The organism is Mucilaginibacter gynuensis, assembly GCF_039541195.1.
Classification (GTDB): domain Bacteria; phylum Bacteroidota; class Bacteroidia; order Sphingobacteriales; family Sphingobacteriaceae; genus Mucilaginibacter; species Mucilaginibacter gynuensis.
Window position 1 is genome coordinate 144,839 of the sequence record NZ_BAABFT010000008.1, and the last position, 23,584, is coordinate 168,422.

Below are 23,584 nucleotides of genomic sequence, written 5' to 3' on the forward strand. Positions count from 1 at the left end.
AAGCCATGAATATACCACAAGTATGTGCCGCATAGCAGGAATAGCATCAAAAAGTATTAAACCGCGCCAATTGGTAAGCATTGTACAAAAAATGTGCGATGTGCAACGCCATGGCGGGCCCGATGATGAAGGCATATTTATCGACGAGCAGATCGGGTTGGCGCTGGGTCATCGCCGTTTATCTATCATCGACCTAAGCAGCAGCGGCCACCAACCCATGACCGACGGAAATCAGCAGGCCTGGATAAGTTTCAACGGCGAGATCTACAATTACCCCGAACTGAAACAGGAACTTATTCAACAAGGCAGCCGCTTTAATACCCATACCGATACCGAGGTAATATTACAGGCCTACCTGCAATGGGGTACCGCGGCTTTCGGCAGGTTGAGGGGCATGTTCGCTTTTGCGCTGTTTGATGTGGCCTTGGGTACCACTTACCTGGTGCGAGATTGCTCGGGTATAAAACCCTTGTATTATCACCTTATTGGCGGGCAGTTAAGTTTCGCGTCAGAGGTGAAGGCATTAAGCAGGTCGGGCATAGCTACCAATCTTGATAGTGAATGGCCTATCCGCTTTTTAGCTTATGGGCACATTCCTGAGCCTTACACTACGCTTAAAAACGTGTACAGTTTGCCCAAAGGCCATTACCTGCAATGGCAGCACAATACGGCGGTATCTGTAATCCGCTCCTTTGCCGATGAACCACCTTTGCACGATTATATTACCGATACCCGTGAGGCGCAGCACGAACTATACAAGGCGGTTAACCATGCCATCAACAGCCAGATGATAGCCGATGCGCCACTCGGTGTATTTTTAAGCGGCGGCACCGACTCCAGCATTGTAGCGCTCATGAGCGGTAAACAAAAAGACGACCAGTTGAAAACCATCTCCATTTATTTTGAGGATAAGGATCATAACGAACATACCTACCAGCAGGCGGTCGCCGATAAGCTGATTGGTAAAAACTACGCCCATTTGGTAAAACAGCAGGATTTTAACCAGCACCTGCTGCACATTATAGCCAGTATGGATATGCCTACTACCGATGGCATTAACAGCTGGTTTATCAGCAAATACGCGCATGAGGACGGTTTGAAAGCCGTGCTATCAGGCATTGGCGCCGATGAGCTTTTCGGCGGGTATCCGTCTTTTAACCGCATAAAATACATTCGCCACTTAAAGCAATTAAGCCCGACGATGTTTGGTTTAGGCAAATCACTACTGGCCGACAAGTATAAAAAGCTGGCTTACCTCGCTTATGATCACCCGGTGGCCGATTACCTGTTTTTGAGAGGCCTGTTTACCCCTGCCGATATAGCCGAGATACTGGATATTGAACCGAGGATAATTGAAGATGTGCTGTTTACCTCACGGCAGGGCTACCCCACAGGTTACGATGAACAGCATGCCTCCTGGCTGGAAACCAACCTGTACATGCAAAACCAGTTGCTGCGCGATACCGATGTAATGAGCATGAGCCACGGGCTGGAAGTAAGGGTGCCTTTTCTGCATGAAGACCTACAACGAGTAGTAGCCAATATTGCGCCTGCCATCAGGTTTAACAAACATCAGCCTAAAAAAATACTGACCGATACTTTTAAAGACCTGCTGCCACCCGAAATTTTGAACCGCCCGAAAATGGGGTTCAGCTTTCCGCTGCAGCAATGGTTGGCCGCGCACGAGGCAATGAACGCCGAACAGTTTAAAGGTAAAAAGGCGCAAAAACTGGTTAAAGAATTTAAGAAAGGCCAGGTGCACTGGTCAAAGCCTTTCGCACTTTATCAAATTCAAAATGTCTAAAAAAGTAATGCTGCTTACCCTGCAAACGTTTAGCTCAACGGGCGGCATACAAAAAATGACGCGTGTACTTGGGCATACACTTAACATTATAGCGCAGCAAAACCAATGGAAGTTCACCATGTTTTCGGCTTACGATGCCGATACCGACCTGCAAACACAATATGTACCGCTTTGCAATTTCAAGGGCTTCAATAAAAACAAAGCCGGTTTTGTAAAACGCTCCATAGCCGAGGGCATACGCGCCGATGTGGTAATTTTGAGTCATGTAAACCTGGCCTTTGTGGGCCTGGCCATTAAGCTGGTTAACCCCAAATGCGATATATGGCTTATAGCACACGGTATCGAAATATGGCGCACACTATCGCCCGTTAAAAAAACACTGCTTACTGCCTGCAACAAGGTACTGTGCGTAAGCAGGTTCACCAAAGAACAATTGATCACCTTGCATAAGATTGATGAGCATAAATGCGTAGTACTTAACAACATTGTTGACCCATTGATGCCGCTGCCCATCACGTTTGAAAAACCGCAGCACCTGCTCGATCAATATAAGCTAAATGCCGATAGCCGCGTGCTGTTCACACTTACCCGGCTGGCCTCTACCGAGCAATATAAAGGCTACGACAGCGTAATACGCAGCATTGCCGAACTAAAGAACGACATCCCCGGGATAAAATACATACTGGCCGGCAAGTACGATGTGTACGAGAAGAAACGTATTGACCAGCTGATAAAAGATACCGGTACCAAACAGCAAATAATTTTAACCGGCTTTATTGATGACGCTACCGTACCCGCGCATTTTTTACTGGCCGATAGCTTCGTGCTGCCGAGTACCAAAGAGGGATTCGGGATAGTATTGGTAGAAGCTATGGCCTGCGGTTTACCGGTAATATGCGGCAATGCCGATGGCGCGGTAGATGCCGTTCGTGATGGTGAACTGGGCGTGGCTATTGATCCGCACGACCAGGAACAATTGACGCGGACCATTGCAAGTCACCTTGCGCACCCTTCAACCATCGCCGAAAGGCAATTACTGCAACAGCATTGCCTGTATTATTTTAGCCAGGAAGGCTATATCAGTCGCCTCGAAAAACTGCTTACCGAAGACGATAACAACAATGGCTAAAGATTGGGATATTGAAATAACGCCCCGCAACAATCTGTTTCAGCTTCGTCTGGCAGATGTTTGGCATTACCGCGACCTGCTGTTTCTACTCGTTCGGCGCGATTTTGTATCCTTTTATAAGCAAACCATACTGGGGCCGGTTTGGTTCTTTATTCAGCCGGTAATTACCATTGCCATTTATACGCTCATATTCGGTAACCTGGCGGGTATACTAACCGACGGCATCCCGAAACCGCTTTTTTACCTGGCGGGCATCATCATCTGGAGTTACTTTGCCGAATGCCTTACCAAAACATCCACCGTGTTTAAAGATAACGCGGCTATGCTGGGCAAGGTGTACTTTCCGCGCATCATTATGCCGTTGAGCATCGTGCTATCAAACCTTGTAAAATTCGGGGTGCAATTACTGTTGTTTATTTTACTCTATGCTTTTTACTGGTTAAAGGCAGACAGCAGTTTCGCGCCAAACGCAGCGGCTTTGCTGTTTCCGCTCATTATATTGCTGATAGCCGCGCAAGGCTTAGGGTTAGGTATGCTGATATCAGCCATTACCACCAAATACCGCGACCTTGCCTTTGTAGTAGCCTTCGGGGTGCCATTGCTAATGTATGTTACCACGGTGGTTTACCCACTGAGCGAGGTGCAAAGCAGGTTTCCGCATTATTACCTTTTCATTCAGCTTAACCCCATTACCGCGCTTATTGAAACCTTCCGTTACGGCTTTTTCGGCAGCGGGAGTTTCAGCTGGGCATGGCTGGGTTACAGCGTCATTACCACCATGCTGATATTACTGGCAGGCACGGTAGTATTTAACAAAGTAGAAAAAAACTTCATCGATACCGTTTAATGGCCATAGCTATAAAAGTAGAAGATCTTTCAAAAGCCTATCAATTGGGCAGCTTCGGCACGGGTACCATCTCGCGCGATGTGGAGCGTTACTGGGCCAAACTGCGCGGCAAGGAAGATCCCTTCCTGAAGATAGGCGAAGCCAATAACCGCGCCGTGGCAGGCAACAGCGATGTGGTTTGGAGCTTAAAGGACATTGATTTTGAGGTACAGCAAGGCGATGCCGTTGGCATTATAGGCCGTAATGGCGCAGGCAAAAGTACGCTGCTTAAAATATTAAGCCGGGTAACCTCCCCTACCACGGGTTCGGTAAAAATAAAAGGACGCATGGCCAGTCTGCTCGAAGTAGGCACCGGCTTTCACCCCGAACTAAGCGGCCGCGAAAACATTTACCTCAACGGCGCCATACTGGGCATGCGCAAAAAGGAGATAGCCCGCAAGTTTGACGAGATTGTAGACTTTGCCGGGGTGGAACGCTACATTGATACGCCGGTGAAACGCTATTCATCGGGCATGTATGTGCGGCTGGCCTTCGCGGTAGCGGCACATCTGGAAGCCGAAATACTGGTAGTTGATGAAGTACTGGCCGTTGGCGATGCCGAGTTTCAGAAAAAATGCCTCGGCAAAATGGGCGATGTAAGCAAGGGCGAAGGCAAAACCATTTTGTTTGTAAGCCACAACTTGGGTGCCATCCGCAGCCTGTGTAATAATGGCTTGGTACTCAACAACGGCAGCCTGGTGAACATTGCGGCCATTGAGCCTGCCATACAATGCTACAACAAACTGCTAAGCAGTAATGATAATATTGCCCGTGTATTTAGCGGCAATATAAAAGATAAGCTATCCTTTCACCAAGTGATGATCAATGATTCGGCTGATAGCGAAATAACCATAAAACCAACTGACCCAATAAAGATCAAGGTTTCCGGGGAAGCCCGGGAACCTTTTACAAGGGCTGTATTTGTGATGGCCGTTTATTGCGCCGGGGTACGTTTGTTTACTTTGAGAGAATACAATAGTGGTCGCCAATTACAGCAAGGCGCTTTTACCGTAGAGTTTAATATTGCCCCCACCGTATTGCGCCCCGGCGATTATACCATTGCTTTAGGGGCATGGGGCAATACTGATGATGAATGGGTTTGGGGAACCGAAGCGGCCATTTTCAACATTGCCGAAATATGGACGAACAACATAAGGCAAAGTGATGCCGGGATTATCAACGCAGAATTTATACGCTTACCTAATGACTAACGCCTACCAATCGCTTACGCCGCTGATACAAAAAAAGGGGATAATAACCGATCCGGAAGAGTTCCACGCGATAGTTAACGTGGTATTTCACGACCAGGAAGCGCAATATTATGATAGCCTTCATACCGAAATGTGGCAAAGCCTGCCACGGCAATACGCCCTGCTGGCCGATGACCTGAAAGCCTATTTTACATCCCGCAAAAACCTCACTTTGCTCGATATTGGCTGCGGCACCGGTTTGGCTACCGAATTATTACTGAACACCATTGCGGGCCAAAGCATTGCCAACGTTCATCTGCTGGATACTTCGGCGGTTATGCTGGGCAAGGCGCGCTATAGGGCAAAGGCATGGCACAAAAACATAGATGTTACTTTTGGTGATATTAAAGCGGTAAATGGCACGTATGATATTATCCTGGTATCGTCAGTAATGCACCACATTCCTGATCTGAAAGCCTTTTTGACCAGCATTAGCGCATTGCAAAAACCGGGCGGACTGCTCATTACCATGCACGACCCCGCGCTGGAAGCCCTGCAAAGCCATACTTACAAAAATCGTTATAAAGCATACCGGCAACATGTAGAATCGGGTGCCGAAAAAGCCGGTCGCTCGTTCATCAGCCGGGTGATCAATAAAATAAAACAGGCATTTGAACCGCAGCATTACATCAATACTATTAACCAGATCCTGCTGAAAAAGAACATCATCAGCGAACCGCTTAGCGAAACGGAATTATGGAGCATTACCGATATCCATGTAGAAGGCCTGCCTTATGCCGCCAACGAGGGCATCTCAAAAGAGATGCTGTTAAAGGCATTGCCCGGTTATAATTTACACCGTTACCGCACTTATGCCTTTTTTGGTACGCTAAGCAGCAATTTAACGGGGGCCTATAAAAAAGAAGAGGAACTTTTAAGCCTGTCGGCCGATCAGTATGGCAGAAATTTCAGTAGTATATGGGTGAAGAAACAGGATTGAAAATATTATTCATTCTTCCCGAATATTACCCGCATTCGGGTGGTGGTATTGCTACCTATTATCAGCATTATCTCGCGGCGCTGCAATCCTATTGCGCGGAAATAAAAGTGATTGTGGGCAGCGGCCACGTACAATCGCAAGATCAGTTTGAGCATGATGGTATATCGGTAGAGTACCTTAATCCTACCATTTACGCGCAATACGTGGCGCAGTTCAGCAGGTTTGACCTGCTGCCCGATTACCGTAACAATTTGGCCGCCGCATGGGCAATGTGGCAGCAGGCTAACTACGGCGAAGGCTTCGATATAATTGAATGTACCGATTTCGGACTGGGTTTTGTACCCTGGGTAATTAACCATACCAAACCGGTAATAACAAGGCTGCATGGCAGCAGCGCGCAAATAGCCCTGCACGAAAATGCCGATGCAAGAGGGCTGCTTTCCCATCTATATAGCCAAACAGAACTATCATTGCTTCCCCTCTGCGATAGCCTAATCACTCATAGCCCGGCAAACCAATGTTTTTGGCAGCAGTTATTGCCGCAATCGCTTATTAACTATGCACTGCCTGTTTACCACCGCGGGCAGCATAATGCAGTACCTTACCGGCAAAGGGATAACAAAGGCCTGGTTACAGCCCGCATACAAAAATGGAAAGGGCCGGAAATATTATGCGCCGCTGTGCCACTGTTGAAAGCCTCTGTTGAGATACAATGGATTGGTCGCGATATGCCTTACGACAACCATACATCCACCGCGGAATATCTCTCTGATCAATTCCCGCAGGTATGGGGGAAGGCGATAACGCCTGATGAACCTAAACCAAATACCGAAATACAATACATACAGCAAAGGGCGAAGTTTGGTTTAATCCCCTCCGTTTGGGATATGTTTAATTTCACCTGCATTGAGTTTATGGCCGCAGGTACCCCGGTTATATGTGCCGATGGCGCGGGTGCCTCTGTATTAATTGAGCATGGTAAAAACGGCTTAACATACGCGGCAAATGATGCGCAAGCGTTGGCCGACTGTATCGACACCCTGACTAATCTTAACGAGAACGACTATCAACAAATGGCGCAGGCAGGTATGGACACGATAGATAACGAACTATCCCCCGATAAATTGATCCCGGTATACCTGCAATATTATACCGATGCGATAGATAACTTTAAGCCTTCAGCAGCCAATGTTTATTTGACCGAGAATTACTCACCTTCGGGAGCGGTATCGTTACAGGCCGATGTGCTGGATAAACTGCCCTTGCGTTCACTTACACGCTATTTGTACCGGCGGGTAACCGCCAAAATTTCATCAAGGTGAATACTTTAGCGCTTTGTATACCGGCTTACAACGCCGCCAAATACCTGCCCGGCTTATTGCAATCGGCAAAAAAACAACTTATTCCGTTTGATGAAATTTGGGTGTATGATGATTGCAGCACCGATGATACCGCCATGGTAGCCGCAAGGTATGATGCCAAAGTAGTACGCGGCGATATCAACCGGGGATGCTCCTTCGGGAAAAACGCGCTGGCCCAGCATACCACTTGCAGTTGGGTGCATTTCCACGATGCCGACGACGATTTGCTACCCAACTTCACTACGCTGGTACATCACTGGATATTGAGATCGGCAGGGCAATATGATGTATTGCTGTTAAATTTTAACTATGTAGATCATAAAACGGGCAAGCTATTAGGTACAGCCAATCATGATGTGGATGCCCTGCAACTTGATCCATTGCGGTACGCCATCAGCAACAAAATAGTAAACTTCGGGGTGTATAATCTTGATCGTTTTATTGCTGCCGGGGGCTTTGATCTGGATGCGGAGGTATTGTACAATGAAGACAATGCCTTTCATCTGCGCTTGGCCAAAGCGGGATTCAGTTTTGATTACCTGCCCGAAGTTACCTGCGTTAATTACCGGTACAGCGAAAGTATGTCTTCATCAAACCGATTAAAATGCGCTATGGCCAATTACCACGTTTTGGCAAAAACAGTTGCAAGCCATGGCGATCAATACCCGCTCGAACTTGCCCGGCAGCTTTGGTATTGCATTGCCAACCTGGCTTCGTGCCAGGCATGGGCTTACGTGCATAAAGCACTTCAACTGTGCAGGCAATTAGGTTATGCGGCCTGTCCGCATGGTAGCCTTACCTTTAAAACGCTTACCCGCGTACACCCATACACCGCCGTATGGGGGCGCGAAAAAATGATCCGTTTGTTTAAACCACAGTTAAGAAATGACTGGTGAATTAATTTCGATCATCATCCCGGTTTATAATGCCGAGAAGCATCTGAAGGCCTGCATAGAAAGCGCCCTTGCGCAAACCTGGCCCTATATAGAGTTGATCATTATTGATGATGGCTCTACCGACGGTTCCTTAACCATCGCTCGTTCTTTTGAAAGCCCGATTGTGAAAATATACAGCACTATTAATAAAGGCGCAAGCGCGGCTCGAAACCTCGGCATACAACACGCCAATGGCAATTACATACAATTTTTAGATGCCGATGACCTGCTTAGCCCCGATAAAATGGAACAGCAGGTTAATTCCTTGCAGCAAAACCCTGATAAGGTAGCCGTGTGCAGCACCATTTATTTTAACAATGGCGATGATCATTTGAATAGCCCGATCCCAACTTATGAAGAAGCCTTTTTGCAGAGCGATGATAGCCCGGCTCATTTTTTGATCAACCTTTGGGGAGGCTACAGCACCAATGGCAGCATGGTACAACCCAATGCCTGGCTGGTACCAAAGGTTATTATCAACCGCGCCGATGTGTGGAATGAGGCCTTAACGGTTGACGATGACGGGGAGTATTTTTGCAGGGTGCTGCTGCAATCGGCAGGTATAATTAAAACCGGGGGATTGAATTATTACCGAAAATACCCGGGTACGGGCGCTAACCTTTCGGCAGCTAAACAAGAGAAACATTTTGCATCGCAATTGCAAGCCTTCAAACTTAAATATCAGTGGATAAGCAAGAACGATGATTCGGCCAATTTAAAAACGGCGTATCTGCGTAGCCTGCACCAGTTAAAATTTAAGGTATACCCTAACTATCCGCAGTTGCTGTTACAAATAGATGAGGCCATCGCTGCCATACCGTACAGCATTACCTATCACTATACTTTCGCTACGCCTGCGGGTAATGCCATCAGTAAACTATTGGGCTGGCGGTTCACCAAAATATTGCAAAACCTGGTACATCAACTCAAAGCATGATCGCGCTGGTTACATCTACCCTGTCACCCAACGGGGCGTACACACATTTTACCCCGCAGCAAAGGCTGGAGCAAACTTTAGTTACCATCAGCAAGCTACAGGGTGTTGGCTTTCAGCAGATCTACCTTTTTGATAATTCGGTAGATGACAGCGTCTATCGGATCAAAACGCATTTCCCGGAAGTGCACATCAGCCATCAGCAGCAATATACTTTTGCCAACAAAGGGCTTAACGAGGCGCTTTTGATTTTGAACAACTTGCATCAGCTACCTGCCGGTGTCCCCATTTTTAAGATCAGCGGGCGCTATTACCCTGTGGCGGGTTTCGATAAAAATATATGGTTAAGCAATGCCGGTAAGGATATTATCGGCTTCGGTACCGATTTTAATAAAGCGGTGGCCAACTTCAGTACAAGGGCATATTTTATAAAAGACAAGGCCTTGCTTGAAGATATTTTGGTTTTGGCTATTGAAGATATGCTGGCCTACTCAAAGGGCGTGTACGGTTTACGCAGTTTCTTAAACATGCTGCAATCTTTATTTAAACCCCATTTGGGCAGCCGCTATCAGCTCTCGCTGGAACAGGCTTTCGCGCGTATCATCAGGCAGAAATATAATTATCATCTTGTAAACCGCCTCTATATTGAGGGCTATGTGGCCGGTGCCCGGCATCTTGATCTGATAACCGAATAACATCCGTTGAAACCACTGAACATTTTTTACGCCGAACCCGATGCCGACCGCTGGTTTAAGTACGACCGCTACCCAAGGCGTTTGATCCGCCGGATATTTCGCGGTCCGCAACGGCCTGGCGGGGTAATGATGGTGGCCATCAACCTGATGAAGGGGCTCGACAGGCTGAACATCCCCTATCGCTTTAATGATTACCGCTACATCAACAAACACCCCGAAGAACTGGCCTGCATCATAGGCAAGCCGCAGGTGCTGTTTAACCGCGAATGGAAAAACCCGGTACTGTTTGGCGCAGGTGTTTTTTCGCACCCTATTGATCACGCGAAACTGTTTGAGCAATACCCCAACCTCGTGAAAATACTGGTAGCCGGTGAGTGGATGCGCGATATGTTTGAGCCATATTATGGCGATAAGGTGCAGGCCTGGCCGGTAGGTATCGATACCCTACACTGGGCACCGCAGGCCATAGAAAAAACGCACGATTTTTTAATTTACGATAAAACCCGCTGGATAAATGAGGGATTGCCGCAGCCTTTCATCGAACCACTTTTGCAAACGCTTAATAAGCGTGGATTAAGCTACCGGATTATCCGCTACGGCAGCTATAATTCTGATGAATTGAAGCAGAAACTACATACATCAAAGGCCGCTATATTTTTATGCGAGCACGAAACGCAGGGCCTCGCCTATCAGCAAATGCTGGCTACCAATACGCCAGTTTTGGCCTGGGATAAGGGCGGTTACTGGCTCGACCCGGAATATTATCCGCATAGGGTGCAATACAGCCCGGTTAGTTCTACCTCCTATTGGGATGCACGCTGCGGACTGAAGTTTTCGGGGCACGATGATTTTGAAGCTACGCTGGATACTTTTATGCAAAACCTTCACAATTACACCCCGCGCGACTTTATTTTAGATGACCTCACGCTCGAAAAATGCGCGCTGAAATACGTGGACATTGTAAAGTCAATCAGTGAATAGCGGCGGCAAACAGGTGGTTATTATTTCGCAATCGCATTTATGCCGAAACCCGAGGGTATACAAGGAAGCGACCGCGCTGGCAACTGCGGGTTATAAGGTGAGCATTATTACTACTATTTACGCCGATGACCTGCTACAACAGGATGTGGAACTGCTCAAAGGCACCGGTATCCAATACCTCTACGCCGCCGATTTGCGCCATAAAAGCTACCGTAACATGCGCTTACGCCTGCTGCGCCGTATCAGCGTAAACCTGGTAAAATGGCTTGGTTGGCAATTGCCTTCGGCCCTGGGTTATGCTATTCGGGGCTATTTCAGCCTGATCAATAAACTCCCGGCCGACATCTATATCGCCCACCAGGAACTGCCTTTGTACATAGGCTGTCAATTGTTAAGGAAAGGCAAAAGGGTGGCCTTTGATATAGAGGACTGGTATTCGGAGGATTTGCTCCCATCCGCGCAAAAACAGCGGCCGATAGCGCTTTTAAAACAACTGGAACGCTTCGCCCTTAAAAACGGCACTACCGTTTATACCACATCGCAGGCTATGGCAAAGGCTTTAGCCGGGGCTTATCAAACACCCCGCCCGGCCGTTATTTATAATACATTTAATGGTAAAGTAGCTAACCCCATACGCTATAAAGACAGGGTTGATCTTAGTCGACCGTCCTTGTTCTGGTTTTCACAAACACTTGGACCGGGGCGTGGTATCGAAATTTTACTGGAAGCGCTTACCCTTGTTCAGCAACCCGTGGAACTGCACTTGCGGGGCAATTGTTCCGAAGCTTACAAAATCCTGTTATTTGCCTTGATGGAGCGATGCACACAGCACCAGCTTTACCTACACGGCCTGGTGGGTGCCGATGAACTAAACGAGCGCATACAGGAACATGATATCGGCCTCGCTTTAGAACCTAATGATCCGCCTAATAAAAACCTGACAGCCAGCAACAAACTGTTTCAATATTTAGTGAACGGGTTGCCCGCTATAATTTCGCCAACGCTGGGCCAATTGGAGGTAGCAAGGTTAGCCGCCGCGAGCGTGTTTATAGCCACCGGTTTCAGCGCCGATGTATTGGCACATACCATTAACGGCATACTGGCATCGCCACAAATATTTGAACAAGCCCGTGAAGCATTACCATGCGTAATAAAATTTATTAACTGGAATGCCGAACAGCACAAATTAGTACAACTGATAGCGCAGGCCATTGAAAAATAAGGTACTCATTATTTCGCCATACTTTGTGCCTACCAACGCGGCCGATATGCATAGGGTGCGCACCAGTTTGCCGTATTTTGAGCAATTGGGCTGGGATGCCGAGGTAGTAACGGTTGATGTGCGATACGCTGATATAGTAAAGGATGATCTGCTGTTGCGATCCGTTCCCGGTAATATAAAAACCCATATCGTAAAGGCCTTACCTAAAAAATGGACCGCAAAATTAGGCTTGGGCAGTTTGGCCTTGCGGTCGCTGTGGTATTATTACAGGTACGTTAATAAGCTTTTAAAACAGGGCAATTACGATCTTATTTACTTTTCAACTACCCAGTTCCCGGTATGTGTGCTGGGGGCTTACTGGAAGAAGCGCTTCAATATCCCCTACGTAATTGATATGCAGGATCCCTGGCATTCCGATTACTACCGTGATAAACCTAAAGATCAGCGTCCTCCAAAATACTGGTTTTCATACCGGCTCAACAAATATCTTGAACCCATAGCAATGAACCATGCTGATGGACTGATCAGCGTATCTGAACTTTATATTAACGATCTGCAACAGCGCTACTTGCGATTAAAAACCAAGCCATCGGCCACTATCACCTTCGGCGCTTACTTGCCAGATGTAGAAATAGCTAAGAGACTGGCAAAACAAGGACAGCAGCGTTTCGATAAACAGTACATCAATATCGTATATGTTGGTCGCGGTGGGGATGATATGGCACCGGCGCTATCGGTACTGTTTGAGAGTTTACAACAGAGTATAATTGCGGATGCCGCTTTGTTTGGGCGATTAAAATTTCACTTCATCGGTACCAGTTACGCGCCAGCAGGCGAAGGCAGACCGACCATACTGCCCATCGCGAAGCAATATAGTGTGAGCGAATATGTAACCGAGCAAATCGACAGGGTGAGCTATTACGAAGCCCTTTCCCTGCTGCAACAAGCCGACGCGCTATTCATCCCCGGTTCTGACGACCCCAAATATACCGCCTCAAAATTGTACCCTTACCTGCTATCGGGCAAGCCGCTGCTTAGTCTGTTCAATTCAAAAAGTTCGGCGGTAGGCATATTAAATGAGTTTGGTCTACGCGATAATTACAGTTATGATAACACGCCCGACATTGGCAAAAAAATTACTTGTTTTTTTAAACGGGTAATTGGCGGTGAGCATTTTAACACTCAATATAACGAGGCCGCACTGCATAAGTACAGCGCTTTAAATACCACCGCCCAACAGTGTAAATTATTTAATGAAGTGATCCATGCAAAAAATTAAACGACTGCTTCATTTTATATTTAATCATCCGCTGGGTAAAAAGCACCCGCTAAAAAGCCTGCGACGGTTTTTACTGTGGCAAGTGCAAAGCAGCGCGCAGCCCGATCGTTTCTTTATCAAACGCTTTATCGGTCCGGTTAAGTTTTTGGCGCGTAAACAGCTTACCGGCATTACGGGCAATATTTACACCGGTCTGCACGAGTTTGATGATATGGCCTTCCTGCTGCATTTTTTACGCCCCGGCGATGGATTTTTTGATATTGGCGCCAATGTGGGCTCATATACCCTGCTGGCATCGGGCATTTGCAGAGCTAAAAGTATAGCCATTGAACCGGTGAAAGCCACATTCGAGATTCTTGGTTTAAACATAGCCCTCAACCTGCTGCATGAAAATGTACAATTGATCAACGCTGCCGTAGGCGCGCAGCAAGGTACGGTAAGTTTTTCGGCAGACGAGGACACCACCAACCACGTTATCGCCCAAGATGAAAGTAAGGCCGATATCGAAGTAATTCAACTCGTAACTATCGACAGCTTGCTTGACCAGTTACAACCTGACCTCATAAAAATTGATGTGGAGGGCTACGAAACCGAAGTATTAAAGGGCATGCAACAAACGCTGGCTAACCCGCGCCTTAAAGCCATTATTATTGAGCTGAACGGCTGCGGCGCACGTTACGGATTTGATGAAAACGCGATACACAGGCAACTGCTTGATAACGGCTTTGCACCCTATACCTATGATGCCTTTACCCGTGAATTGCAGGCTGTTAATAGCTATGGCGATCATAACACTATTTACTGCCGGGAGATCCCGGTAATTAAAGAAAGGTTGTATACCGCGCCGGCTTTTAAAATTATGGGAGAACATATTTAATGCGCCGTTTAGCCATCGTTACTACGCACCCCATACAATATTATGCGCCCATTTTCGACCTGCTTGCCGGAAGGGGAAAGATAGATATTAAGGTGTTTTATACCTGGGGTAAAGATGCCATGCAAAAGCATGATCCCGGTTTTGGCAGGCAGGTGGATTGGGATGTACCACTACTGGATGGTTACCACTTTGAGTGGGCGAATAATACCGCCAAGGATGCCGGTTCGCACCATTTCAGGGGGATTGTTAACCCTGATCTTACCGGGCAGATCAATGCTTATCAACCAGATGCCCTATTGGTGATCGGCTGGTGCTACCATAGCCATTTGATGGTGATGCGGCACTTTAAAGGCAAAATACCTGTGTATTTCCGTGGCGACTCCACCCTGCTGGATGCCGTACCCGGACTGAAAACACTTTTACGTGCTGCCTTTTTACGCTGGGTATACCACCTTACCGATCATGTTTTTTATACCGGTACCAATAATAAAAACTACCTGCTCAAGCACGGCCTCAAAGCCGATCAACTGAGCTTTACCCCACATGCGGTTGATAACGCTTTTTTCGCGGCCTGCCATTGTAATGAGGCTAAGGCCTTGCGGCAATCGTTAAACATAGCCGATGATACCACCCTCATTTTATTTGCCGGGAAGTTTGAAGACAAGAAAGACCCTTTTTTATTACTGGATGCTTTTTTGAAGACCAAACTACCAAATACGGCTTTGCTTTTCACAGGAAATGGCGTATTGGAAGATAGCCTGAAAGCGAAAGCGCAGGGCAGCCCGAATGTGCATTTCCTTGATTTTAAAAATCAATCGGCTATGCCGGTCACCTACCAGGCCTGCGATTTGTTTTGCCTGCCATCAAAAGGACCTGCTGAAACCTGGGGACTTGCCGTTAACGAGGCCATGGCGGCCGGCAAAGCGATTTTAGTTTCTGACAAAGTAGGCTGCGCTACTGACCTTGTAAAACCGGGCTATAATGGCACGGTGTTCCGCGCGGCATCGTTGGATGATCTGCAAGAGCAGCTAAAGGCACTGTTAACAAAAGGCAAGCCTGCATTAAAGCAAATGGGACAAGCATCAAAAGAGATCATCAAACACTGGAACTTCGAGCAAACAGCTAAAGCCATAGAGCGCCAGCTTTTAAACCAATCAACCCCGGATGCGTAACGTATCGTTCGAAAAATATGTTGTTCTTTACCTGCCCTGGTTTATCGCGTGGCTACTGAAAGATAACTCGCAAACCTCCTATTTTATTGCCTGGATAGGTTCGTTCTTTATCTTTTACGTTAGCTTAAGTGGTAAGATCAAGCCCCTGCCTGCCGATATGCCGCTTACCACCCAACTGATGCGCCCCATATTTTTAGCGCAGGTAATTTTCGCGGGTTATATGTGCTGTTCATCCATATTTTACTATTGCAGCGTGCTGGGTTATGAAGATTTCCATGCGCCTAACGAGTATTACCTGGTAGATAACGCCAAACTGATGTTGACCGCGCAATGTCAGCGCTATTACTGCCTTGGCCATGCCGCTTTCGCCACAGGCCTATTAGTGTTTATGCAATACCCTGTGCAGCAAAAGTATTATTTCGACCGATCAGATCCTGCTAATTTCCTGCTGCTTACGGCTATCAGCACTTTGCCTGTGGCCCTATTGTTTAATTACATACCGGGTTTATCGCAGTTTTATTACCAGCTTAACTCGCTCAGCTTTATAGCGGGTACGCTGGCATTAGCCTTTGCCATTCCGCAACAAAAGTTATGGAATACACTGATGTGCGCCACGCTTTACGCTTTCAATTTTTACCATGCCTTTGTTTCGGGCTTTAAAGAACCCATCATTATCAGCGTGTTAGTGCTTGGTGTATTTTTGTATCCTACCTATAAACGCGTTGTAATTATAACTTTTTTACCGTTGCTGCTTACCTTGTTTATGCTGCTGCCGGCTTACAATCGTGCTTTCAGGCAAATGGCGTGGACAGAAGAAATCAATGTTGACGATGCTTCAAAATCGGCACTTGATGCCACCCTTAACAGCCAAAATGATGATGATGGCAACTGGACTTTCTTCACTTATCGCCTCAGCGAAATAGAGATGTTCACCAAGTATGTTCGATCTACCCCTACCAAGATTGATTTTTACGGCACACAGTTGCTGCGGCAATCGGCACAAGCCATAGTGCCACGGGTAATGTGGCCAGCCAAACCTGTAACCGAAAACCTGGTGATGCAGCGTGTTTACGATGCCGGGGTGGTTTACAAAGGCTCCAATGTATCGGCCAAACCGGCCTTTATTGCCGATGCCTATTTATCCGGTGGCGGCATTGCGGTTTTTATAGCCTTGTTTTTATATGGTGCTACGGCACAACTCATCGCGCTTAAAGCCGAAAAACTATTTGGCGGTTACCTGTTAGGCACGGCCTTAATTTTCAGTGGCCTGTTCCAAGTGTTTTGGCGCGGATTGAGTTTCGAGTTTCTCATCAACAGCGTTTTCTGGAGCTATATCACCATGCTGCTGCTTTTTAAGCTGTTCACTACCATTGGTGTATTAAGGCGTGTAGAATAATTGAATAAGCTATCAACAAATGAGTGATTATATAGATTACGGTTTCCCGGATGCCCGGCCAAGTCACACCTTCAGCTACCTTGAAAAGCCGCTGCTGCAATTGCTGAACCCCAACCATAACCGCTGTATACTTGATTTGGGTTGCGGCAACGGCTACCTGGTGAATTACCTGCTTCAACATGGCTTTAACGCCTATGGTACCGATGCATCTGCCGAAGGCATCGCTATTGCCCGAGAAGCACATCCCGGCAGGTTCTTTATCCAAGACCTTGCCTCCGGCGAACTGCCGCAAGCCCTGCAAAACCTACCTATCGATACCATCATCTCTACCGAAGTAATTGAACATTTATATCACCCCAAAGGCCTTACCGATTTTTGCAACAAAGTACTCGGCCCCAATGGCAAACTCATCATTTCTACCCCTTATCACGGGTATCTTAAAAATCTCAGTTTGAGTTTGCTCAATAAGTGGGACGCGCATCACGGGCCATCGTGGCATGGCGGGCACATCAAGTTTTGGTCGAAGGCTGCGTTAAGCCAGTTACTAAGCGAATCGGGTTTTAAAGTAACCCATTTTACAGGCTGCGGCCGTATACCATACCTCTGGAAATCAATGATCATTAAAGCAATAAAAGTATGAACACATCATTTTCGTTCATCATATTAACTTATAACGAGGAAATGCACCTGCCCCGGCTGCTCAACTCCATTGCCCGGCTCAACGCCCCGGTTTACATACTTGATTCGGGCAGTACCGATAATACCGTGGCCATTGGCGAGCAGTTTGGCGCCGAGGTACTTTGTAACCCGTTCGACAATCACCCACGGCAATGGCACTACGCGTTGGGCTGTTTCGATATTAAAACGCCCTGGATAATTTGCCTGGATGCCGACCATGTGGTTACCCCCGAACTGGCCGAAATCCTGCTCAACTTCCGCGATGAAGATTACAGCGATACCAATGGTATTTACTTTAACCGCAAAAACTTTTTTAAAGGGCAGTGGATAAAGCATGGGGGCTATTACCCTTTTTACCTGCTCAAAATGTTCCGGTACGGGCACGGCTTTTCGGATTTGAACGAGAACATGGATCACCATTTTGTGGTAGACGGCAAAACGCAGCTCTGGAAAACAGGTCACCTGCTGGAAGAGAACCTTAAAGAGAACAATATTAGCTTTTGGATAAATAAACATAACCGTTACAGCGATCTGCTGGCGCATGAAGAAGTGGAACGCATGCAAAAGATCCGCTGGCAAACCGTAAAACCCCGCTTTTGGGGCGCGCCCGATGAACGTACGGCCTGGCTTAAGGCGATATGGTGGCAGCTCCCCCGTTACGTACGCCCTATGATCTATTTCTTTTACCGCTTCATTATCAGGCTGGGCTTTATGGATGGCAAGAACGGTATCATCTTCCATTTTTTGCAGGGCTTTTGGTTCAGGCTGGTGGTTGATATCAAGATAGAAGAGATAATGGTACACGCGAGAAGCACTAACCGGAATTGGCGTATAGCATTAACCTTCGCCTTTAAGTTTGTGTTGCTTTTCGCGCTGTTTTATTATTTCAATTTGGGGATGCTTAGCCTTACATCGCATGGCGGGCATTATAATGCGTTCATCGCTAATCACCTCAATTATATTCAGGGCTTACGCGATGTGTTGATCAACAGCACGGCATGGTTACTGCGCGGCCTGGGGCATACGGTTTTAACTAACCATCATCAATTGCTGGTCCCCGGCAGGAGTACCCTTGTACTGGCTTACTCCTGCCTTGGGTTGGGCATATCAAGCTTTCTATCGGCCTTCGCGCTGGCATACCCCGCAAAGTTGGCTACCCGCTTATGGTTTATGCTGGTGGCGATAGTTACGGTGCAGCTACTAAACGTGATACGCTTTGCCTTATTAGCCCTTTACTGGAACAGCCATACCGGGAGCTTTATCGATCATCATACCCTATTCAACATCATCATTTATATAGCCATTGCCACAGCCATTTACTTTTGGACAAAACACTACGATGTTACTAAGCACACTGCAAAAAACCGACCTGTCTACCTATAATAATCACCCTTACCACCCCGGCGGTAACCGGCTGAAGCGTGTGTTATGGTTTTATATTAACGCCATCGTTTTTAAAAACAGCCTGCTACCATTCAGCGGGTTAAAGGTGCTGTTACTGCGTTTATTTGGCGCAAGCATCGGCAAAGGCGTAGTGATAAAACCCTGCGTTAATATCAAATACCCCTGGCATTTGACCATTGGCAACCATACCTGGGTAGGCGAACGTGTTTGGATAGATTGTTTGGTTGACACCCGTATTGGTGCCAATGTATGCCTTTCGCAAGGTGTAATGCTGATTACCGGGAGTCATAATTATAAACAAACTTCATTTAGCCTGCTCACGGCAAGTATTGTACTGGAAGATGGCGTATGGATAGGTGCCGGAGCGATAGTCAATCTCGGAGTAACAGTATATAGTCACGCGGTACTTACCAGCGGCTCCGTTGCCACCAAAGCCCTTCACGCCTACGGCATTTACCAGGGCAACCCGGCAGTATGGATCAGGGAGCGGGTAATAGTTGCAGGTTGTGAGTTGTAAGTTGTGGGTATCAGGTTTCAGGGGCGGGGTTCGGGGTTCGAGTGAACTGGCCTTCCCTGACCTTCCCGCTGTCGCGAGTTTAGCGGAGCGTAACTCGTGACTGGCATGGCGTAAGCTTTCAGCTTACTGATCGAAGAGACACTTACACGGTGCGGCGGGATGCCGCGGGATAGTTGCCACTTGACCGGAGCCAAGCGGCTGCGATAAAGGTAGACATGCAAAAGCACAAACGTAAATAACCGACAAAAATGCGGCATCGTAAGGAACGGGTAGCACAAGCCCTGCCTAAGCACAACCCAAACATAGTTTCTTGCGCAGCCGCGACGTTATTCACTGTTGTTTATTTTTTTTAAAGCGTTCATGAGGTCGCTACGCTCAGTATTTCTTTGGTTACTTTCTTTTTTGAGAGAAAAAAGAAAGTTACATCCACTAACGAAGATATAGCACAACCATTCCTAACGAAGAACTAAACGCGAGTAGATTCTTCGTTCCTCAGAATGACAGGTAGTGAGGATAAACTTTGACAACTTTTTAAAAGCTGTCAAAGTTTATATAAAAAAGCCTCAACTAATTTTAATTAGTCAAGGCTCAATATTATAAAAGGGAGCGGAACCGTTACTCTTTGTTTATCGCTAACCAAAGCATATCCTTCAATTGGGTAATATTTTTTTGCGCTACCGATGAAATGAATACATAGGGAATATCCGCAGGTATTTCCTTGCTCATTTCGTTCATCAGTTCCTCATCCAGCATGTCTGATTTGGTGATGGCCAGTACCCGTGGCTTGTGAATCAGTTCGGGGTTGTACTCTTCCAGTTCGTTCAGCAAAATGCTATACTCTTCAGATATGGTGCGGGCGGTATCGGCTGGTATCATAAATAACAATACCGAATTACGTTCGATATGCCTCAAAAACCTGAAGCCAAGTCCTTTGCCTTTTGATGCGCCCTCAATAATTCCCGGGATATCAGCCATCACGAATGATTTGCTATCACGATAGGATACGATACCCAAATTAGGTACTATGGTAGTAAAGGCGTAATCTGCAATTTCGGGCTTAGCGGCAGATACTACCGATAACAGGGTTGATTTGCCCGCGTTCGGGAAACCTACCAAACCTACATCGGCCAGCAATTTCAGCTCTAATATATTCCACTCTTCTTTACCCTCTTCGCCGGGTTGTGCAAAGCGCGGGGTTTGCTGGGTTGGCGTTTTAAAGTGCCAGTTACCTAAACCACCACGACCGCCATCGGTTAATATCCGGGTTTCGCCGTCCTGGGTTATTTCGAAAAGAATTTCGCCGGTTTCGGCATCTTTGGCTATCGTGCCCAGTGGTACTTCCAGTATCTCATCTCGACCGGTTTTACCTGTACGTAACGAGGTACCACCAGGTTCGCCGTCGCCGGCTATAACGTGTTTACGAAATTTAAGATGAAGCAATGTCCACAATTGGGCGTTACCTTTAACAATAACGTGACCGCCGCGCGCGCCATCGCCGCCATCAGGGCCACCCTTTGCGGTAAGTTTATCACGGTGCAAATGCGAAGAACCCGCCCCTCCGTGACCGGAGCGACAGCAAATCTTTACGTAATCAACAAAATTTGAACCCTGAGACATAGCGAAAGTTTTTGGTCCGAAAGTTAAGAAGTCCGAAAGACGGAAAGCTGATGAAAACTTTCTGACTTTCGGACCTACCGTCTTTCGGACTAATAATATTATTAATACGTTGTTACAACAGTGTTTATGGCATCAAATATTTCGGGTATTGAACCGATGCCGTTTATACTGGTAAATTTGTCCTGATTTTTATAGTAACCTGCAACAGGGGCGGTTTTATCATTGTATTCTTTGATGCGCTTGCGGATAACTTCCGGGTTGGCATCATCCGGGCGACCGGAATCTTTACCCCTTAATAAAAGGCGTTGCTCCAGTTCGTCATCATTAACCTCAAGGGCAACCATGCCTGATATGGCCGAATCTTTACTTTCCAGCAAAGCATCCAGTGCCTCGGCTTGCGCTACCGTGCGCGGAAAACCATCAAAAATGAAACCTTTGGCCTCTTTATTAGCGTCGAGCTTATTGCTGATCATGCCAATAACTACTGCGTCCGGTACAAGCACACCCTCATCCATCAATTTTTTGGCTTCTAAACCAAGCTCGGTGCCCTGTGCAATTTCGCCTCGCAGTAAGTCGCCGGTTGATAAATGAATTAAGCCATATTTTTCGATAAGTTTTTGTGATTGAGTGCCCTTACCTGCGCCGGGAGGACCGAACAAAACTAAGTTTAGCATGCTGATAAAATTTAAATAGCCTTTCAGTTAATTAAACGGAAAGGCTACAGTTAGAGTGAACTTGAAGGGAGTCGAACCCCTAACCTTCTCATCCGTAGTGAGATGCTCTATCCAATTGAGCTACAAGTCCAGTATTTTATTTTTGTTTTCCCGCCTTTGAAACGGGACTGCAAAAATAGAAATCTCTTTTAAAGAACCAAAATCTTTTTTAAAATTACTTTACAATTTCTGCAATCGCTGCAAAATCGGGCAGGTCGCCGGCATCTTCAAGCACCTCCGTATATATCACATTCTGAGCCTCATCTATAACAAAAGCGGCACGTTTTGATACCCCTTTCAAGCCGAAAACAAAATTTTCATAAATAGCTCCGTAAGCGGCAGAAACCTCCTTATTGAAGTCGGATAACAGCTCAAACTGGTAATTATTCTCCTCTTTAAACTTGGCTAAAGTGAAAGGCGAATCAACCGAAATGCCTAAAATCACCGCGTTTTGCCCTTCGTAATAGCCAAAACTATCGCGCATGGTGCATAGCTGCGTGGTGCAAACACCGGTAAATGCCATCGGGAAAAAGTGGATCACTACCTTTTTGCCCTTAAAATCGGCCAGCGAAACTTCTTTCAATGCCGATGATACTAATGTAAACTGTGGTGCCGCCTGGCCAACTGTTATTGCCATAATTGAGTTTTTATTAAATTGAACTTTGGCAAAGCAAAAAAATCAAAAGCAAAAAACAACACAATGCTTACAAATTTTACTTTAGTTAGATGATACCTTTATCCGTATGAAAGCAGTAGTGATAACCCAATCCGGCGGCCCCGATGTTTTGCAGATAGAAGAACGCCCAACGCCAATACCCAATCCGGGCGAGGTGCTGATCAAAGTAGCCGCCGCGGGCTTGAACCGGTTGGATATTTTTCAGCGGAAAGGAAATTACCCCGCCCCGCAAGGCGTACCGCAGGATATACTGGGTCTTGAAGTGGCAGGCATTATCGAAGCGCTTGGCGATGGCGTTACCCGCTGGCAGGTGGGCGACAGGGTGTGTGCCCTGCTGGGCGGTGGCGGTTATGCCGAATATGCAGCCGTTGCCGAAGGTAATTGCCTGCCCATCCCCGCTAACCTTACTTTTGAAGAAGCCGCTTCCCTGCCCGAAACTTATTTCACTGTGTGGAGCAACGTGTTCGATCGTTGCGGGTTCAAGGCAGGCGAAAGCGTTTTGGTACATGGCGGGTCCAGCGGTATAGGTGTAGCTACCATACAAATGGTTACGGCCATGGGCGGCGAAGTGTACGTTACCGCGGGCGATGATGCCAAATGCGCCTTCTGCGAAAAGCTTGGCGCAAGCAGGGCCATCAATTATAAAACCGAAAGCTTTAAAGAAGTTATCCACATAGCCACTAATGGCCGCGGCGTTGATATCATACTGGACAGCATTGGCGACGATTATACGGCCAACAATATTGCCTCACTGGCCGATGATGGCCGACTGGTACATATCAATACCATACACGGTAAAGATGTGCAGATTGACCTGGCGCTCATTATGCATAAACGCCTTACCATAACCGGTTCAAAGCTGCGTACACGCCATACCGGCTTTAAAACGGCCATTGCGCAGCAGCTCGAACAGCATATCTGGCCGCATTTATCATCGGGCAAAATACGGCCTGTTATTTATAAAACTTTCCCGGTAAACAGGGCTGCCGATGCCCACAGGCTGATGGAAAGCAGCGCGCATACAGGCAAAATTGTGCTTACATTTTAATAGCCGTTGCAACAGTTAAAAAAGTATGCGAAAAATCTTACTAACACTATGTAAATATTTAGTTATAAAT

General features: G+C 46.9%; 22 protein-coding genes and 1 tRNA gene. 19 read left to right on the top strand and 4 right to left on the bottom strand.

The genetic code is table 11. The features are described 5' to 3' along the window. Positions 1–22: 22 nt before the first annotated feature. Genes asnB through ABD894_RS16500 form a run of 18 tightly spaced genes read left to right on the top strand, consistent with a single transcriptional unit; the run spans position 23 to position 19,460 of the window. Positions 23–1,804: an asparagine synthase (glutamine-hydrolyzing) gene (asnB, locus tag ABD894_RS16415; RefSeq protein ID WP_345212151.1), complete on the top strand. Its 1,782-nt coding sequence runs from the start codon at positions 23–25 to the stop codon at positions 1,802–1,804. Further along, positions 1,797–2,933, top strand: a complete 1,137-nt coding sequence (locus ABD894_RS16420) for a glycosyltransferase family 4 protein (RefSeq protein WP_345212152.1) — start codon at positions 1,797–1,799, stop codon at positions 2,931–2,933. Before asnB ends, ABD894_RS16420 begins: the two co-directional genes overlap by 8 nt. Next, positions 2,926–3,780 (top strand): ABC transporter permease, encoded by an 855-nt coding sequence (locus ABD894_RS16425; RefSeq protein ID WP_345212153.1) that lies wholly within the window; start codon positions 2,926–2,928, stop codon positions 3,778–3,780. The genes ABD894_RS16420 and ABD894_RS16425 overlap by 8 nt, the downstream gene beginning before the upstream one ends. Then, a complete protein-coding gene (locus tag ABD894_RS16430) occupies positions 3,780–5,030 on the top strand; it encodes an ABC transporter ATP-binding protein (RefSeq protein WP_345212154.1) in 1,251 nt (416 codons plus the stop codon). The genes ABD894_RS16425 and ABD894_RS16430 overlap by 1 nt, the downstream gene beginning before the upstream one ends. Then, positions 5,023–6,009, top strand: coding sequence for a class I SAM-dependent DNA methyltransferase (locus ABD894_RS16435; protein WP_345212155.1), 987 nt, complete (start codon positions 5,023–5,025; stop codon positions 6,007–6,009). The genes ABD894_RS16430 and ABD894_RS16435 overlap by 8 nt, the downstream gene beginning before the upstream one ends. Beyond that, positions 5,988–7,331 (top strand): glycosyltransferase family 4 protein, encoded by a 1,344-nt coding sequence (locus ABD894_RS16440; RefSeq protein ID WP_345212156.1) that lies wholly within the window; start codon positions 5,988–5,990, stop codon positions 7,329–7,331. The genes ABD894_RS16435 and ABD894_RS16440 overlap by 22 nt, the downstream gene beginning before the upstream one ends. Then, positions 7,328–8,266 carry a glycosyltransferase family 2 protein gene (locus tag ABD894_RS16445; protein WP_345212157.1) on the top strand — a complete coding sequence of 313 codons (939 nt, stop codon included), beginning with the start codon at positions 7,328–7,330 and terminating at the stop codon, positions 8,264–8,266. The genes ABD894_RS16440 and ABD894_RS16445 overlap by 4 nt, the downstream gene beginning before the upstream one ends. Next, positions 8,256–9,242, top strand: coding sequence for a glycosyltransferase family 2 protein (locus tag ABD894_RS16450; RefSeq protein WP_345212158.1), 987 nt, complete (start codon positions 8,256–8,258; stop codon positions 9,240–9,242). Before ABD894_RS16445 ends, ABD894_RS16450 begins: the two co-directional genes overlap by 11 nt. After that, on the top strand, positions 9,239–9,934 hold the full coding sequence (locus tag ABD894_RS16455; protein WP_345212159.1) for a hypothetical protein: 696 nt from the start codon (positions 9,239–9,241) through the stop codon (positions 9,932–9,934). Before ABD894_RS16450 ends, ABD894_RS16455 begins: the two co-directional genes overlap by 4 nt. A gap of 6 nt (positions 9,935–9,940) precedes the next feature. Beyond that, positions 9,941–10,915 carry a hypothetical protein gene (locus ABD894_RS16460; protein ID WP_345212160.1) on the top strand — a complete coding sequence of 325 codons (975 nt, stop codon included), beginning with the start codon at positions 9,941–9,943 and terminating at the stop codon, positions 10,913–10,915. After that, entirely contained in the window at positions 10,908–12,137 is a 1,230-nt protein-coding gene (locus ABD894_RS16465) for a glycosyltransferase (protein ID WP_345212161.1), read from the top strand. The genes ABD894_RS16460 and ABD894_RS16465 overlap by 8 nt, the downstream gene beginning before the upstream one ends. After that, complete coding sequence (locus tag ABD894_RS16470) at positions 12,127–13,416, top strand: glycosyltransferase (RefSeq protein ID WP_345212162.1); 1,290 nt, start codon at positions 12,127–12,129, stop codon at positions 13,414–13,416. The genes ABD894_RS16465 and ABD894_RS16470 overlap by 11 nt, the downstream gene beginning before the upstream one ends. Next, positions 13,403–14,293 carry an FkbM family methyltransferase gene (locus tag ABD894_RS16475; protein ID WP_345212163.1) on the top strand — a complete coding sequence of 297 codons (891 nt, stop codon included), beginning with the start codon at positions 13,403–13,405 and terminating at the stop codon, positions 14,291–14,293. The genes ABD894_RS16470 and ABD894_RS16475 overlap by 14 nt, the downstream gene beginning before the upstream one ends. Further along, positions 14,293–15,465, top strand: a complete 1,173-nt coding sequence (locus tag ABD894_RS16480) for a glycosyltransferase family 4 protein (RefSeq protein WP_345212164.1) — start codon at positions 14,293–14,295, stop codon at positions 15,463–15,465. The genes ABD894_RS16475 and ABD894_RS16480 overlap by 1 nt, the downstream gene beginning before the upstream one ends. Then, positions 15,458–16,861, top strand: coding sequence for an exosortase Y-associated Wzy-like protein (locus ABD894_RS16485; protein ID WP_345212165.1), 1,404 nt, complete (start codon positions 15,458–15,460; stop codon positions 16,859–16,861). The genes ABD894_RS16480 and ABD894_RS16485 overlap by 8 nt, the downstream gene beginning before the upstream one ends. Before the next feature lie 19 nt (positions 16,862–16,880). Further along, positions 16,881–17,501 (top strand): class I SAM-dependent methyltransferase, encoded by a 621-nt coding sequence (locus ABD894_RS16490; protein WP_345212166.1) that lies wholly within the window; start codon positions 16,881–16,883, stop codon positions 17,499–17,501. Then, complete coding sequence (gene xrtY / locus ABD894_RS16495) at positions 17,498–18,922, top strand: exosortase Y (RefSeq protein WP_345212167.1); 1,425 nt, start codon at positions 17,498–17,500, stop codon at positions 18,920–18,922. Before ABD894_RS16490 ends, xrtY begins: the two co-directional genes overlap by 4 nt. After that, on the top strand, positions 18,879–19,460 hold the full coding sequence (locus tag ABD894_RS16500) for a WcaF family extracellular polysaccharide biosynthesis acetyltransferase (protein ID WP_345212168.1): 582 nt from the start codon (positions 18,879–18,881) through the stop codon (positions 19,458–19,460). The genes xrtY and ABD894_RS16500 overlap by 44 nt, the downstream gene beginning before the upstream one ends. A gap of 615 nt (positions 19,461–20,075) precedes the next feature. On the opposite strand, the gene obgE is transcribed toward ABD894_RS16500, so the two are convergent. From obgE to ABD894_RS16520, 4 genes are all read right to left on the bottom strand, one after another. Beyond that, entirely contained in the window at positions 20,076–21,077 is a 1,002-nt protein-coding gene (gene obgE, locus ABD894_RS16505; RefSeq protein WP_345212169.1) for a GTPase ObgE, read from the bottom strand. 101 nt (positions 21,078–21,178) lie between these two features. Next, positions 21,179–21,751: an adenylate kinase gene (locus ABD894_RS16510; RefSeq protein WP_345212170.1), complete on the bottom strand. Its 573-nt coding sequence runs from the start codon at positions 21,749–21,751 to the stop codon at positions 21,179–21,181. 56 nt (positions 21,752–21,807) lie between these two features. After that, positions 21,808–21,881 (bottom strand) — tRNA-Arg (locus ABD894_RS16515). An 84-nt stretch (positions 21,882–21,965) separates the two neighbouring features. After that, a complete protein-coding gene (locus ABD894_RS16520) occupies positions 21,966–22,427 on the bottom strand; it encodes a redoxin domain-containing protein (RefSeq protein WP_345212171.1) in 462 nt (153 codons plus the stop codon). 106 nt (positions 22,428–22,533) lie between these two features. Between ABD894_RS16520 and ABD894_RS16525 the strand changes: the two genes are divergently transcribed. Next, positions 22,534–23,514, top strand: coding sequence for an NAD(P)H-quinone oxidoreductase (locus ABD894_RS16525; RefSeq protein WP_345212172.1), 981 nt, complete (start codon positions 22,534–22,536; stop codon positions 23,512–23,514). The last annotated feature ends 70 nt before the right edge of the window (positions 23,515–23,584 follow it).

Coding starts and splice junctions, on each gene's coding strand:
- ABD894_RS16440 (WP_345212156.1), top strand. CDS start 5,988: ATGGGTGAAGAAACAGGATTGAAAATATTATTCATTCTTCCCGAATAT.
- ABD894_RS16520 (WP_345212171.1), bottom strand. CDS start 22,427: ATGGCAATAACAGTTGGCCAGGCGGCACCACAGTTTACATTAGTATCA.
- ABD894_RS16430 (WP_345212154.1), top strand. CDS start 3,780: ATGGCCATAGCTATAAAAGTAGAAGATCTTTCAAAAGCCTATCAATTG.
- ABD894_RS16455 (WP_345212159.1), top strand. CDS start 9,239: ATGATCGCGCTGGTTACATCTACCCTGTCACCCAACGGGGCGTACACA.
- ABD894_RS16480 (WP_345212164.1), top strand. CDS start 14,293: ATGCGCCGTTTAGCCATCGTTACTACGCACCCCATACAATATTATGCG.
- ABD894_RS16485 (WP_345212165.1), top strand. CDS start 15,458: ATGCGTAACGTATCGTTCGAAAAATATGTTGTTCTTTACCTGCCCTGG.
- ABD894_RS16475 (WP_345212163.1), top strand. CDS start 13,403: ATGCAAAAAATTAAACGACTGCTTCATTTTATATTTAATCATCCGCTG.
- xrtY (WP_345212167.1), top strand. CDS start 17,498: ATGAACACATCATTTTCGTTCATCATATTAACTTATAACGAGGAAATG.
- ABD894_RS16425 (WP_345212153.1), top strand. CDS start 2,926: ATGGCTAAAGATTGGGATATTGAAATAACGCCCCGCAACAATCTGTTT.
- ABD894_RS16450 (WP_345212158.1), top strand. CDS start 8,256: ATGACTGGTGAATTAATTTCGATCATCATCCCGGTTTATAATGCCGAG.
- ABD894_RS16525 (WP_345212172.1), top strand. CDS start 22,534: ATGAAAGCAGTAGTGATAACCCAATCCGGCGGCCCCGATGTTTTGCAG.
- ABD894_RS16510 (WP_345212170.1), bottom strand. CDS start 21,751: ATGCTAAACTTAGTTTTGTTCGGTCCTCCCGGCGCAGGTAAGGGCACT.
- asnB (WP_345212151.1), top strand. CDS start 23: ATGTGCCGCATAGCAGGAATAGCATCAAAAAGTATTAAACCGCGCCAA.
- ABD894_RS16500 (WP_345212168.1), top strand. CDS start 18,879: ATGTTACTAAGCACACTGCAAAAAACCGACCTGTCTACCTATAATAAT.
- ABD894_RS16435 (WP_345212155.1), top strand. CDS start 5,023: ATGACTAACGCCTACCAATCGCTTACGCCGCTGATACAAAAAAAGGGG.
- obgE (WP_345212169.1), bottom strand. CDS start 21,077: ATGTCTCAGGGTTCAAATTTTGTTGATTACGTAAAGATTTGCTGTCGC.
- ABD894_RS16490 (WP_345212166.1), top strand. CDS start 16,881: ATGAGTGATTATATAGATTACGGTTTCCCGGATGCCCGGCCAAGTCAC.
- ABD894_RS16420 (WP_345212152.1), top strand. CDS start 1,797: ATGTCTAAAAAAGTAATGCTGCTTACCCTGCAAACGTTTAGCTCAACG.